The 14,233-nt window shown below is 62.7% G+C and carries 12 protein-coding genes; all 12 read left to right on the top strand.

Annotated features, from left to right (window positions below):
• Positions 1-52 precede the first annotated feature (52 nt).
• The 12 genes from ACFRFQ_RS24760 to ACFRFQ_RS24705 all read left to right on the top strand — a co-directional run bounded on the left by ACFRFQ_RS24760 (position 53) and on the right by ACFRFQ_RS24705 (position 14,095).
• Positions 53-784, top strand: a complete 732-nt coding sequence (locus ACFRFQ_RS24760) for an enoyl-CoA hydratase (protein ID WP_378663589.1) — start codon at positions 53-55, stop codon at positions 782-784.
• A 17-nt stretch (positions 785-801) separates the two neighbouring features.
• Entirely contained in the window at positions 802-1,917 is a 1,116-nt protein-coding gene (locus ACFRFQ_RS24755; RefSeq protein ID WP_378663586.1) for an MBL fold metallo-hydrolase, read from the top strand.
• A gap of 67 nt (positions 1,918-1,984) precedes the next feature.
• Complete coding sequence (locus ACFRFQ_RS24750; protein ID WP_378663584.1) at positions 1,985-4,483, top strand: HAD-IC family P-type ATPase; 2,499 nt, start codon at positions 1,985-1,987, stop codon at positions 4,481-4,483.
• Between the two features lie 117 nt (positions 4,484-4,600).
• A complete protein-coding gene (locus ACFRFQ_RS24745; protein WP_378663582.1) occupies positions 4,601-4,792 on the top strand; it encodes an antitoxin in 192 nt (63 codons plus the stop codon).
• A gap of 95 nt (positions 4,793-4,887) precedes the next feature.
• Positions 4,888-6,549, top strand: coding sequence for a Na+/H+ antiporter (locus tag ACFRFQ_RS24740; protein WP_378663579.1), 1,662 nt, complete (start codon positions 4,888-4,890; stop codon positions 6,547-6,549).
• Positions 6,546-7,760: a lipase family protein gene (locus tag ACFRFQ_RS24735; protein ID WP_378663576.1), complete on the top strand. Its 1,215-nt coding sequence runs from the start codon at positions 6,546-6,548 to the stop codon at positions 7,758-7,760. The genes ACFRFQ_RS24740 and ACFRFQ_RS24735 overlap by 4 nt, the downstream gene beginning before the upstream one ends.
• Complete coding sequence (locus ACFRFQ_RS24730; RefSeq protein ID WP_378663574.1) at positions 7,761-8,978, top strand: histidine kinase; 1,218 nt, start codon at positions 7,761-7,763, stop codon at positions 8,976-8,978.
• Positions 8,979-9,029: 51 nt separating this feature from the next.
• The gene (locus ACFRFQ_RS24725; protein WP_378663571.1) at positions 9,030-9,821 is read left to right on the top strand and encodes a LytR/AlgR family response regulator transcription factor; all 792 of its coding nucleotides are present in this window, start codon (positions 9,030-9,032) and stop codon (positions 9,819-9,821) included.
• On the top strand, positions 9,818-10,186 hold the full coding sequence (locus ACFRFQ_RS24720; RefSeq protein ID WP_378663568.1) for a hypothetical protein: 369 nt from the start codon (positions 9,818-9,820) through the stop codon (positions 10,184-10,186). The genes ACFRFQ_RS24725 and ACFRFQ_RS24720 overlap by 4 nt, the downstream gene beginning before the upstream one ends.
• An 11-nt stretch (positions 10,187-10,197) precedes the next feature.
• Positions 10,198-11,949, top strand: a complete 1,752-nt coding sequence (locus tag ACFRFQ_RS24715; protein ID WP_378663565.1) for a cation acetate symporter — start codon at positions 10,198-10,200, stop codon at positions 11,947-11,949.
• 149 nt (positions 11,950-12,098) lie between these two features.
• Positions 12,099-12,461: a DUF485 domain-containing protein gene (locus ACFRFQ_RS24710; protein ID WP_138872273.1), complete on the top strand. Its 363-nt coding sequence runs from the start codon at positions 12,099-12,101 to the stop codon at positions 12,459-12,461.
• The gene (locus ACFRFQ_RS24705; RefSeq protein ID WP_378663562.1) at positions 12,458-14,095 is read left to right on the top strand and encodes a cation acetate symporter; all 1,638 of its coding nucleotides are present in this window, start codon (positions 12,458-12,460) and stop codon (positions 14,093-14,095) included. Before ACFRFQ_RS24710 ends, ACFRFQ_RS24705 begins: the two co-directional genes overlap by 4 nt.
• The last annotated feature ends 138 nt before the right edge of the window (positions 14,096-14,233 follow it).

Here is a 14,233-nt window from a genome sequence, read left to right as displayed (position 1 = left end):
CCCTCGCGTCTACCCTTGCGCACGAGCCTTCCAGAAATGAAAGTGAGCGGACATGATCGGGACTTCCCGTGACGGCAATGTCGTGACCATTGAATTGCAGCGTCACGAGCGTCGCAACGCGCTCAGTGCGGAACTCTGCATCGCGATCAAGGACGCGGTGAATACCGCCGTCGCAGATCGTGCTCATGTCATCGTGATCACCGGCCAGGGATCCGCATTCTGCGCCGGTGCCGACCTGTCCGGCGACGTGTACATGGAAGGCTTCACCGACCGACTCTTCGAGATGCTCCGCTCGATCGACACGGCACCGATCCCGGTGATCGCAGCGGTCAACGGCCCAGCCATCGGCGCAGGCACACAGTTGGCCATAGCCTCCGACCTGCGCGTTGTCGCCCCGGCCGCGCGGTTCGGCATTCCGGCGGCGACGCTTGGCGTGTCTGTCGACAAATGGACGATGCGACGGTTGGCATCACTCGTCGGCGGCGGCCCGGCTCGCACTATTCTCCTCGGCATCGAACAGATCGGCGCCGAAGAAGCATTCAACCGCGGACTTGCCAACAAGATCGGCACCCTCGACGACGCCCAGGAATGGGCGCATCGCATCGCCAACCTCGCACCACTGTCCTTGCGTCATATGAAGATGGTCCTCAACGACGACGGAACGATGGAAGAGCAGTCGCCCGAGCAACTCGACGCACTGCACGCTGCGTGGCTCAGTGACGACGTGCAGGAGGCCCGCGCCGCCCGCATCGAAAATCGCCCACCGGTCTTTAAAGGCAGATAGTCGCTAGTCTGGGCACAATGAAGACGACGACGCTTCTCGGTGCTGCCGCGGTCACTGCGGCAGTCGGATGGATCGCCCGCGCCGCCTGGGGAATCCCGACGCAGATCGGGGCGTCGCGCAATGCGGTGCAACCCTATGCGGCGATGTCACCTCGATATCGGAATCGACGGTTCCACAATTCGGACCCCAGCAGCATGCTCGTGCCGGGCACCGATGCCGGGATGGCAAAATCGCTGCTCACTCGCGGTTCGACGGGTCGGCCTCGCGCGCCTATCCCGTTGGCGACGCCGCTCGCACCCGCTCAGGCCGGCGGAGCGGCAGTTACCTGGTACGGGCATTCGAGTGTCCTCGTCGAGGTGGACGGCTACCGGGTGCTTGCCGACCCGGTGTGGAGTGAGCGTGTATCACCCTCTGCCACAGTCGGTCCTGCGCGAATGCATGCCGCGCCGGTGGCGTTGGATGACCTCCCCGCGGTGGATGCGATTGTGATTTCCCACGATCATTACGACCACCTCGACATGGAGACGGTCAAGACTCTGACCCGCACTCAGACGGCGCCGTTCGTGGTTCCGATCGGGATCGGCGCGCATCTGCGGCATTGGAAGGTGCCGGAGAACCGGATCGTCGAGTTGGACTGGGACGAGTCGACGACTATCGGTGACCTGGTTCTCACGTGTACCGAGGCTCGACACTTTTCCGGGCGCGGCCTTGTTCGCAACGCGACCCAGTGGGCGTCGTGGGCGTTTGCGGGACCGAAGCATCGGGTGTTCTTCGGCGGGGACAGCGGATACACACCGCGATTCGTGGAACTCGGCACGACGTACGGGCCCTTCGACCTGACGCTCTTGCCTGTCGGCGCGTACGACGTGCGGTGGCCGGATATCCACATGAACCCCGAGGAAGCAGTTCAGACGCACGCGGATCTGAATCGCGGTGACCCCGCGCGTGGAGTATTTGTGCCGATTCACTGGGCCACGTTCAATCTGGCGTTCCATTCGTGGTCCGAGCCGATCATCCGGTTGACCGAAGCTGCCGGCGATGCCGGCACTACGGTGGCGGTGCCGATGCCAGGTGGACGGATCGATGCTCTGTCCGCGCAGCCGCCGACACAATGGTGGATTCCCCTGGGGTAACCGCTGCCGCGAGCCTGAGATCGGAGTCGGACCCGGTTTTGTCGCGGCGGGTGCGTAATCTTTGACCATGGCTCACGAGCACATCGGTTCAGAAGGCACGGCGACTTCGATCGCGAGAGACGGTGGCGGGGTCACCGTCGACGTCGTTCGCGGCCTGACCGCAGATCAAGTTGCGTCGCGGATCGCGTCGGGGCAGACCAACGACGTACCGGATCGGGCGTCTCGTTCGGTCAAGGACATCGTTCGCGGCAATGTGTTCACCCGGATCAATGCGATCCTGGTGGTGCTGTTGGCGATTGTCCTCGCGACAGGTTCCGTGATCGACGGCATGTTCGGACTGTTGATCGTCGCGAACAGTGGCATCGGCATCATCCAGGAGATCCGGGCGAAGAAAACACTCGACGCCTTGGCGATCGTCAGTCAAGCTAAGCCGATGGTCCGGCGTGACGGCGTTGCTGTTCCGCTGGCGCCCAAAGACGTTGTGCTCGACGACATTATCGAACTCGGTTCTGGCGATCAGATTGTCGTCGACGGCGAGGTGGTGTCGTCGTCGGCGCTCGAAGTGGACGAGTCGCTGCTCACGGGCGAAGCAGATCCGGTGCACAAGAATGCCGGTGAGTCGATACTCTCCGGCAGCTTTGTCGCCGCCGGTAGCGGCGCATACCGCGCCACCAAGGTCGGCGGCGACGCGTATGCAGCGAAGCTCGCGGAAGAGGCGAGCAAGTTCACGCTCGTTCATTCGGAACTACGCAGTGGCATCGACAGCATCCTGAAGTTCATCACATATCTGATGATTCCGGCTGGTGCGCTGATCATCTACAACCAGCTGTTCTCGAGTGGTGAGTCCCTCGGCCCGGCCCTGAACGGCATGGTCGCGGCCCTGGTCCCGATGGTTCCCGAGGGTCTGGTGCTCATGACGTCCATCGCTTTTGCCGTCGGCGTCATTCGACTCGGTCAGCGGCAGTGCCTCGTTCAGGAACTGCCTGCCATCGAGGGGCTCGCCCGGGTTGACGTCGTCTGTGCGGACAAGACAGGAACGCTCACCGAGAACGGTATGCGGTTGTCCGAGTTGAAGCTCGCCGACGGGTCTGCCGACGAGTCGGTGATCAAGGCGGCGCTCGCCGCGATGGCATCGTCGGATCCTCGGCCCAACGCCAGTGTCCTGGCGATCCGCGAGTCTCTGACCGATGACGCCGGCTGGGGCGCCGCCACTGCTGTGGCTCCCTTCTCGTCGGCGAAGAAGTGGAGCGGGCAGTCGTACGGCGTCCACGGTAACTGGGTTCTCGGCGCTCCGGACGTGCTGCTCGATCCGTCGTCGGAGATGGCCCGTCTGGCAGAAGAAATCGGTTCCACCGGGTTGCGTGTTCTCATGTTGGGCAGCAGCAACCTCTCCGTCGACGACGTCGACGCTCCGGGAGTCGTGACGCCGGAAGCCTTGGTGGTGTTGGAGCAGAAGGTTCGCCCGGACGCGCAGGAAACGTTGGAGTACTTCGCAAGTCAGCGAGTGGCCGTCAAGGTTATCTCCGGTGACAATGCCGTGTCCGTAGGTGCTGTGGCGGGTTCGCTGGGACTCGAGGGCGGTGATCGTCCGATCGACGCGCGTGAGCTTCCCGACGATCAGGAGAAGCTGGCCGACGTTCTCGACGGAGCAACCACCTTCGGACGCGTCCGCCCGGATCAGAAGCGAGAGATGGTTGCGGCCTTGCAGTCTCGCGGCCACACCGTCGCGATGACCGGTGACGGTGTCAACGACGTTTTGGCTCTCAAGGACGCCGATATCGGAGTTTCGATGGGTTCGGGCAGTCCAGCGACGCGCGCTGTCGCTCAGATCGTGCTGTTGGACAACAAGTTCGCGACATTGCCGTACGTGGTGGCCGAGGGCCGCCGAGTGATCGGCAACATCGAACGCGTCTCCAACCTGTTCCTGACCAAGACCGTGTACTCGGTGGTGCTCGCATTCCTGGTGGGAATCACCGGTGTGTTGTCGAAGATGCTCGACTTCGAACCGCTGTCGTACCCGTTCCTGCCGCGCCACGTCACCATCGCCGCCTGGTTCACGATCGGTATCCCGGCGTTCATTCTTTCGCTGGCACCCAACAATGAACGGGCCCGTTCGGGCTTCGTGCCGCGCGTGATGCGATTGGCTTTGCCATCGGGAATCATCATCGGCGTCACCACCTTCATCGTGTATGTGCTCGCGCACCGCAATCACGATCTGACACCCGAGCAGGAAGGCACCACGGCTCTGATCACCTTGATCATGATCGCGCTGTGGGTGCTGGCCGTGGTTGCGCGTCCGTACGTGTGGTGGAAGCTGGTGCTGATCGGCGGTTCCGTAGCCGGCTACCTGATCTTGTTCGCGTTGCCGTTCACCCGCGAGTTCTTCAAGTTGGATCCGAGCAACGTGGCCGCGACGACGCTCGCGATCACCCTCGGTGCGGTAGGCGTCGTACTGGTGGAGGTGTCCTGGTGGGTCAGCGCCCGCCTGCACGGTGAGAAGCGAAAGCTGTTCACCACGCCGGACGATTTGCCGGGCGAACACCATCACGCGGAGGCGTCGAAGTAGGCCCTTGGCCCGGCCCACCTTGTGGCGCCGCACCGTTCGACCTGTGAGAATCTATGTGTGTGCGGAGGTTCTTCTTTCCGCAGCAAGATGTGCATGAGCACCGGGAGAGGACAGAAAATGGGTTTCTTGGAAAACGTCAAGGGTCTGGTCGAGAAGGGTCAGGAACTTGCCGCGGAGAACTCCGACAAGGTTCACGACGCAATCGACAAGGTAGCCGACATCGCCGATAACAAGACCGGCGGAAAGTACGGCGATCAGATCGACAAGGCAGCCGAGGCTGCCAAGAAGGCTGTTCCCGAGAAGGAGTAGCCCCCCAGCAATCAGGAGCCCACAATCTCGATGAGGTTGTGGGCTCCTGTGCGTCCGTTGAGTGACTTGTCAGTCTGGGCGGGCACAATGAACGGGTGAACTTCACCTGGATTCTGCTGGTCGTCATCGCCGCCATCGCAGTGACAGGGCTGGCGAACCGCCGAAATCTTCAGGCGCCGCTGGTTCTGGTCGCGGTCGGTTCGGTCGCGTCGTTCATCCCGGGAATGCCTCGGCCCGAACTCGATCCACACGTCATTCTGGGTGTCGTGCTTCCGCCTTTGCTCTATTCGGCTGCGCTGAAATTCTCGGTGGCGACGTTCAAGCGCAACCTCGCTGCGATCTTGCGTCTGGGTGTTGCCATGGTTCTCGTGACGGCCTTCGTGGTTGCCTTCTTTGCGGAATGGATGGTGCCGGAATTTACGATCGGCGCGGCACTGGTGCTCGGCGCGGTGATCGCACCGACCGATGCGGTCAGCGCCGTGGCAGTGGGACAGAAACTCGGACTGCCCAAGCGTGTCATCGCGATTCTCACGGGTGAAGGCCTGGTCAACGACGCCACCGCGTTGACGTTGTTCACCGTCGCCGTCGCCGCAGTGACCGGTACTCGGATCGCCACGGATTCACCATTGCTGTTCTTCGCCTACGAAGTTGTCGGTGGTGTCGTGATCGGTTTGGTGCTGGCGTTCATCGTGAAATTCGTGCGAGCCCGGATGTACGATTCGCCTCTCGAAACCGGTTTGGGCCTGGTACTTCCGTTTGCCGCGTATCTGGCCGCGGAAGAACTCCATGCTTCGGGGGTTCTTGCGGTTGTGGTCGCAGGCTTGGTGATCGGACACTACTCGACGGATGCCTCGATCATGACGAGGCTGCAGGAAAGATCCGTCTGGTCGAGCCTCGACACGCTCCTCGAGATGTTCGTCTTCGCCTACATGGGCCTGCAGTTGAGTTTCGTGATCGACGATGTCGTGAACGACGGGCTTCCGGTGGTCAACGTAATCCTGTACGGGCTCGCGGTGTTGGCGGTGGTCATCGTGATCCGGCCGCTGTGGTTGTTCCTGAGCTACTCCCGGGTGCGGTTCGGAATGACATTGCTCCGCGGGCAGCGTCAGAAACAGTTGACGTGGAAACAGAACGTCGTGGTGTCGTGGGCTGGGATGCGCGGGGTGGTCACTCTGGCTGCGGCGGGCGGTATTCCGTTTGCCCTCTCGTCCGGAGAACCGTTTCCCGGACGCGGCGTCATCCAGGCGATTGCGTTCATCGTTGCGGTGGGAACCCTGCTCCTGCAAGGTTCCACACTGCCGTTCCTGATCCGCAGATTGGATGTTGCGGATCCGTACGAGCAGCTGCGCACGCAGGAGCAAATGGAGTTGGCGCGCACCATCTCTCGTCAAGCCGGTGAGAAAGCGCTGGCCGACGTGGTGGCCAGTCCGCCACCAGGCGTCGATGTCGCCGAACTGCAGGCAATCGTCGAACGTGTGCGACGCTCGATGCAGGCCCGCCTTCAAGTGCAGGAGACGGACGAGAACAACGATCGCGACACGGCGATGTGGAATGCGGGTGCGCTGTTCGACAAGTTCCGGCATCAGTCGCTGCGTACACAACGTATGGCGTTGATTGCAGCGAGGGACGACGGCGACCTCGACGACGAAGTATTGCGTACCGTGTTGGAGGGTCTTGATCTCGAAGAGGCTGCTGCTGAGGAACGGGTACGGCGCCGCCGCGCTCGCGCGGCGGCCGGAGGGGACGGCACAGTATGAGTGCACGAGCGAGGCAATTGATCTGGGGGACGCTCGCTGCGAGTGTCCTGGTGGTGAGCACAGCCTGCGGATCTACCGGCACCGAGGCGACAACGTCGGCAGAACCGCCTGCCCCCACATCCGCGGTGGAGTCTTCATCAGCGCCGAAGAGTGCAGCACGCGGCGTTGTCTTCGACGACCAACCGTTTGCGACTAACGCTGCCGCCGGAGCGAGTGCCCGGAAGATTCTGTACGGCTCCACATCCGGTGTCGACGGGCGCGAAACACAGGTGTCGGGAACGGTATTCACCCCGGCAGGCACTCCGCCCGACGGCGGCTGGCCCATCGTGTCCGTCGGACACGGCACCACCGGAATCTCGGACGATTGCGCACCGTCCACTTCACCGACGCTTCTCGGGACCATGGGATTGGTGGAGCCGCTGCTGAACGCGGGTTACGTTGTCGCGGTCTCGGATTTCGAGGGGCTCGGAACTCCTGATCCGCACCCGTATCTGCAACCGGATACTGCCGCATACAACGTGATCGACGCAGTGCGCGCAGCGCGCAACCTCGTCCCGGATACGTCGGAGCGGTGGGCCACGTTGGGACTCTCTCAAGGTGGTCAGGCGTCATGGGCAGCTGCCGAGAAGGCCGGCGACTACGGGGACGGACTCGAATTTGTCGGTGCGGCAAACCTGTCGCCCGCGGCCGACATCTCGCCGATCATCACCAGTGGGACGGAGGTGAATCTGTCACTGCCACAACAACTGTTGTTGCCGTACGTTCTCGAGGGTCTGTCGCTGACCCACCCGGATCTCGAACGCGACGACTACGTGCACGGAGCGTTTGCGGAGAATTACGAACTGTTGACGTCGTGCCTCACAGCCCGGGCGCCCGAGAAGTTGTCGCTGGTGGGCAAGGTGACGCCGGCTGATACGCGTCCCGCCACCGATGCCGATGCCGATCGAATTCAGAGTTGGCTGAGCGACGTCGCGCTGCCCCGGCAGCAAGCGAGCGGCCCGATGTACGTGGTTGTCGGGGCGAACGACAACCTGATTCTTCCCGAGTGGACCGAGGCCGCGGTGGCTCGGGCCTGTTCGGACGGAGACGTGATCGAGTTCGTGTCGAGACCAGGGGAGGGACACGCCGACGGCCGGGCCGTTCCCGGGGCCGTGCAATGGATTCAGGATCGCTTTGGCGGTATACCCGCTCCCTCTACCTGCGGGGCCTAGATGAGCCCCACCGTCGCTGCTCTGTTTGCCTGCGTAGTTGCCCTTCTCATCGCGGCTCTTACTGCGGTCTGGATGCGGACCAGACGCGAGGTCACCTCACCCACCGAACGAGCAGTGCATGCGGCGTTGCATACGGCTTCGCTTGCCGCACGGCCACTTCGGCGCGGACTCGACCGTGATTCGGCTGCTGAAGCGGCGCCGCATCTGCGCGAATTGACCGGTGCCCGAGGGTTGGGCATCACCGACGCGGCGGGAAGTGTCCTGGCGTGGAACGGGCCGCACGAATCGATGGCAGAGCAGTTTCACGACGCTGCACTGCGCGCCATCGAAGGCGAACGCCGGGTACTCGTGACCTACTCGGATCTGGTGCGGGGCAGCGACGATCACGCGGTCCGCGCCTTGATCGCCCAGCCGCTTCTCATCGAGGACAGCGGTGTGGTCGGGGTACTGGGGATCGTCACGACCGAGGACCCGTGGCCCGGCATGCTCGGTGCGATCACAGAGGTCGCTCGCTACGCGTGCAGCCAAATCGAACTTGCGGATCTCGATGCGTCACGCGCCCGGCTCGACCGAGCGGAGGTTCGGGCACTGCGCGCGCAGATCAGCCCGCATTTCATCTACAACGCACTCAATACCGTGGCGTCGTTCGTGCGTACGGATCCGACGCGGGCGCGTGAGCTGATTCTCGAGTTCGCCGATTTCACGCGCTACTCGTTCCGCTCGGCGGGAGAGTTCACGTTGCTTGCCGACGAACTGCGCAACATCGATCGCTACCTGACTCTCGAGCGGGCCAGGTTCGGTGATGCGCTCGACGTGCGACTGCAGGTGGCGCCCGAAGTGCTCAACGTGGTTCTGCCGTTTCTGGCACTGCAACCGCTGGTGGAGAATGCTGTTCGGCACGGTATCTCCGGAAAACCGGAGGGCGGCACCATCAGCATCGTGGCGGCAGACGAAGGCCCGGACTGCGTCATCAGCGTCGAAGACGACGGTGTCGGCATGGACCCGGACATGCTGCGGTTCGGTTCCCTCGATGCCATCGAATCCGGCGCCGGCCGGCCGAGCGCTCGGGAGGCCGCCCACGTGGGTCTTGCCAATGTCGACGATCGCTTGCGTGCTGCATTCGGTAACGATTACGGCCTGGTGGTGGAGACCGCGCCGGGTGCCGGAACCAAGGTCAGCATGCGCGTGCCCAAGTTCAAGCAGGGCATTCGAGTGTGATCGGCGGCTTTGTGGGTTCGGTGCGGGTAACCGTGGGAATATGGGTGTGCTGTGAATGAGACTGACATAGGTGCCCAACTGACCGTGCTTGCCGTCGACGACGAAAAACCGGCGCTCGACGAGCTGGCTTTTCTGCTGCGCGCACAAGAATCGGTGGCGCACGTCCACACCGCGTCGGATGCAACGACGGCGCTGAGGATTCTTCGCGACGGCGGCATCGACGGCGTTTTTCTCGATATCAACATGCCGGGACTCGACGGTCTGGAACTGGCCGGGATTCTCTCCAATTTTGCGACTCCGCCGCCGGTAGTCTTTGTCACCGCGCACGACGATCGAGCAGTAGCCGCCTTCGATCTCGGTGCGGTCGACTACCTCCTCAAGCCGCTGCGCGAAGAGCGGTTGGCGCAGGCAGTACGCCGCATCGTGGGTCTGGCGGGGCGAAATCAGGTCGGCGCCAAAGCCGATGCCGCGCCCAGCGACGAAGTGATTCCGGTGGAACTCGGCGGGGTCACGACGCTGGTGCAGCGCTCGGCGGTGGAATGGGTCGAAGCCGACGGAGACTACGCGCGGTTGCATACGGCGGGTAAGTCACACCTGGTGCGGATCCCGATTTCTACCCTCGAATCCCGTTGGGCCGAAGCGGGTTTCTTGAGGGTTCACCGTTCGTACCTGGTCTCCGTTGCCTTGGTGACCGGAATTCGTACTGTCGGAAGTGGTTTGGTGGTGACGCTTCGCCCACACAGCGGTAAACCACCGGTGGAGTTGCCGGTCAGCCGTCGGCATACCCGCGAGTTGAAGGATCGGTTGGTGCGCACCCCCAAGCAGAGTTGGTTGTCGCGGTGAGTGGCCACACTGATCCACCTGCTCGTCAGCGCGTGGTGCTGGCGCAGCGTCACGGCGCCCGCATTGTGCGCACCCGGGTGGAGGTGCAGGAACAGACCGAGGTCGGCGACGCCATGATCCGGGGTCTGGTTCGTGCCCAATTGGGCCTGGCGATTCGGTTGACTGTGGTGGTGGCTGGATCATTGTGCGCCATACCGATGTTGACCATGCTATTTCCGGCATTGTCGGATTACTCGGTGTGGGGGATCAGGCTTCCGTGGTTGGTGATGGGTGCTGTGCTGCCACTGTTGCTGATCACCGGGTGGGTGTTCGTGCGTCGGGCTGAGCGCAACGAGCAGGATTTCACCAATCTCGTGGACGACTGAGCGCGGGCGCTGTGGGTGGGCAATCGATTCCGGCGTTGACGGTGTTGGGCATCGTGGCGGCGGCAGTGGCGACGGTGGCGATCGGTATCTACGGAGTGCGGCTTTCCCGCACGACGTCCGACTTTCTCGTTGCCTCCCGCACCGTGGGTCCGCGGTGGAACGCCACGGCGATTTCCGGTGAATACCTTTCTGCTGCGTCTTTTCTCGGCGTAGCAGGTCTGGTCGCGAAGTACGGAGCGGACGCGTTGTGGTACCCGATCGGGTTTACCGCCGGCTATCTGGCGCTGCTGCTTTTTGTCGCCGCACCGCTCCGTAGATCGGGCGCATACACCGTCCCGGACTTCGCCGAATTCCGGTTGGGATCACCGTGGTTACGCAAACTCGCAATGCTCGTGGTTGCGATGGTGTGCATCCTCTACCTGATTCCGCAATTCCAGGGGGCGGGTCTGACCCTCAATATCCTTCTCGGCGTGCCGAGTTGGATCGGCGGTGTCGTAGTCGGGGTGATCGTGATCGCCAACGTCGTCGGTGGCGGCATGCGATCCATCACGTTCGTTCAGGCATTCCAATACTGGCTCAAGCTGTCGGCAGTGGCGATTCCGGCTGTGGCGCTGGCCTTTTACTTTTTTGCAGACGAGCATGATGTGGGTGCTGCGGCGCCGCCGACGGTCACCGAGCAGACCACCGTGGACATCACCACCGACGTGGTGGTGCAGGTGACGCAGCCGGTCACCGTACACGGTGGAACGGTGGACGGTCGCTCGGTTACGGACAGTGTTGTTCTCGAACCTGGCGAGCACACCCTCGGCGAGGGGATGTCGATGGTTCTGGAAGCCGGTGCAGCCGTTCCGGTAGTAGCCGGGGCGCCGGCGCAGAATTCGGATTGGATCACGCCCGGTTGGGGATTCGGTGGTCCGCACCCGACGTATCAGGTGTATTCGCTGATCCTCGCGACCTTTCTCGGGACACTCGGTTTGCCGCATGTGCTGGTGCGGTTCTACACCAATCCGGACGGGCGGACCGCTCGGCTGACGTCCCTGGCCGTCGTGGGTCTTGTCGGCGTCTTCTACCTTTTTCCGGTCCTGCTCGGAGTGTTCGCGCGGTTGTACGTTCCGCAGTTGCTGATCACCGGAACCTCGGACGCGGCAGTGCTGCTGTTGCCAGGTTCGGTGTTCTCGGGCTGGGGTGGGGAGTTGCTGGCAGCGCTGGTGGCGTCGGGCGCGATTGCTGCGTTCCTGTCCACATCGTCCGGTCTGCTCGTGAGTATCGCCGGTGTGATCAGCACCGACGTCCTACGAGGGCGGATACGAGATTTCCGGATCGCCGCTCTTCTGGCTGGTGCGATTCCGCTGGCCATGTCGCTTGCCGTGGTGTCGGTCGACCTCTCCATCACGGTCGGGTTGGTGTTTGCGGTGGCCGCGTCGACGCTCTGCCCGTTGCTCCTGCTCGGCGTCTGGTGGCGTGGGTTGACTGCGGTGGGCGCAGGCGCCGGCATGGTGGTGGGCGGCGTCGTAGCCGGGTCGGCAGCCACCGTCGCGATTCTCGGGGGATTGTCGGAAACGGTGTTGAGTGGGTGGCCGGCTGCGATCTTCGCGTTTCCTGCCGCCGTCAGCGTGCCGTTGGCGTTCGCGACAATGGTTGTGGTCAGTAAGGCATCGAGCAAGCAGGTACCTGCGGATATAGCGCGGATCTTCACCCGTATGCATGCTCCCGAGCGTCTGGGCATGGGTTCCGATCGCGAAGACGAGCTGCGGCAGCCCTGATAATTCGTGCCGTTTGTCGCGCTGGTGTGACCGCTCGGCGCACGACTCGACAGCTCACCGTGTGAGCGCCACCACAGCCATTTCATGTGACTCCGATCTCACTAACGTCTGCACGTAGTTCACTTCACACGCGAGGCGAGGAGCCGGCAGTGTCCACAGCAGAAGTCAGTGAGGGACAGTCGCACGAGCGGCGAACCCCGGATGCCCAGGCATTCATAGACATGCAAGCAAGCCCCGAGTTCCAGGAACTCCGGACGCGCCTGCGCAAGTTCGTTTTCCCTATCACTGCATTCTTTCTGCTCTGGTATGCGGTGTACGTCCTCCTGGCGACCTACGCTCACGACTTCATGGCGACCAAGGTTCTCGGCAACATCAACCTCGGCATCATTCTGGGCCTCGGCCAGTTCGTGACGACGTTCGCGATCACCGCCTGGTACGTGAAGTTCGCCGGTCGCGAACTCGACCCGCGTTCCGCTGCTATCCGTGACGAGCTGGAAGGCCCCGCATCGTGATCACCACACTCGCCGCGTCCGGGACGGATGTGGGAAACCCCATCTTCAACATCGCGATCTTCCTCGCTTTTGTCGTCGTCACGATGACGCTGGTCATTCGCGCCAGCCGCACCACGAAGAAGGCATCGGACTTCTACACCGGTGGCGGGCAGTTCACCGGTCCGCAGAACGGTTTTGCCATCGCCGGTGACTATCTCTCGGCCGCGTCTTTCCTCGGTATCGCCGGAGCCATCGCCGTCTACGGTTACGACGGTTTCCTGTACTCCATCGGCTTCCTGGTCGCCTGGCTGGTGGCTTTGCTTCTCGTTGCCGAATTGCTCCGCAATACAGGTAGATTCACCATGGCCGACGTCTTGAGCTTCCGCCTCAAACAGCGCCCGGTGCGTATGGCTGCGGCACTCTCCACACTCGCCGTCTCCCTCTTCTACCTCCTCGCCCAGATGGCTGGTGCCGGTGGACTTGTCGCTCTGCTGCTCAACATCGAAGGTAAGACCGGTCAGGCAATCGTGGTCGCGATCGTCGGCGTGCTGATGATCGTCTACGTCTTGGTCGGCGGCATGAAGGGCACCACCTACGTGCAGATGGTCAAGGCCGTTCTGCTGGTGGCCGGCGCCGGAATCATGTTCGTACTCGTACTCTTTGCCGTCCGCGGTAACTTCTCCCAGCTCCTCGCGGACGCTCAGAACGTGGTCAGCAATTCCACCAACGAAGCCGTCGCCGGTCGCGACATTCTTGCTCCGGGTGCAAAATACGGGCTGACGGGGATGACGAAGCTCGACTTCATCTCTCTGGGAATCGCTTTGGTGCTCGGTACTGCGGGCCTGCCGCACGTGCTCATGCGCTTCTACACCGTCCCCACCGCCAAGGAAGCTCGCCGTTCCGTCACCTGGGCAATCGCGCTGATCGGCGCCTTCTACCTCTTCACGCTGGTACTCGGCTACGGCGCAGCCAAGATGGTTGGACCCGACGTGATCCTGGCTGCTCCCGGCAAGGAGAACTCGGCGGCACCGCTGCTGGCCTTCGAACTCGGCGGCACGATCTTCCTCGGCATCATCTCGGCCGTGGCTTTTGCCACCATCCTCGCGGTGGTCGCCGGTCTCGCGATCACGGCATCGGCGTCGTTTGCTCACGACATTTACGCCAGTGTCATCAAGCGCGGCAACGCAACCGAAGAACAGCAGGTTCGGGTTTCACGTATCACCGTTGTCGTGATCGGTGTCATCTCGATCGTTCTCGGAATCGGTGCCATGGGCCAGAACATCGCCTTCCTGGTTGCTCTCGCCTTTGCCGTTGCGGCCTCGGCGAATCTGCCGACCCTGCTGTACTCGCTCTTCTGGAAGAAGTTCAACACCACGGGTGCGCTGTTCAGCATCTACGGCGGTCTGATCAGCTGCTTGACGCTGATCGTGTTCTCGCCGGCTATTTCCGGCAAGCCGTCGTCGATGCTCCCGAACTCCGATTTCGCGTGGTTCCCGCTCTCCAACCCCGGCATCGTCTCGATCCCGCTGGCATTTGCCCTCGGCATCATCGGTACCTACATCGGGCGCAACAAGCCCGAAGATCCTGCCAAGCAGGCAGAGATGGAAGTTCGTTCGCTCACCGGCGTCGGCGTCGAGAAAGCTGTCGATCACTAGTGCGGGCGTAGCCCTTCAGCCCTGGTAAGGGCAGCCCCTGTGCGCCTTTCTGGTACCTCCGGTAACTTGTGAAGTGTCAGGACATCGCGGACACTTTCATGTTTCATGACATCCCGGACAGTGTGGTGGTGTCCACGA

The sequence above is a fragment of the Rhodococcus sp. NPDC056743 genome (genome assembly GCF_042790355.1).
Lineage (GTDB): Bacteria > Actinomycetota > Actinomycetes > Mycobacteriales > Mycobacteriaceae > Rhodococcus_F.
Note: the sequence above shows the minus strand (reverse complement) of the source record. Positions and strands in the feature narration are given on the sequence as shown.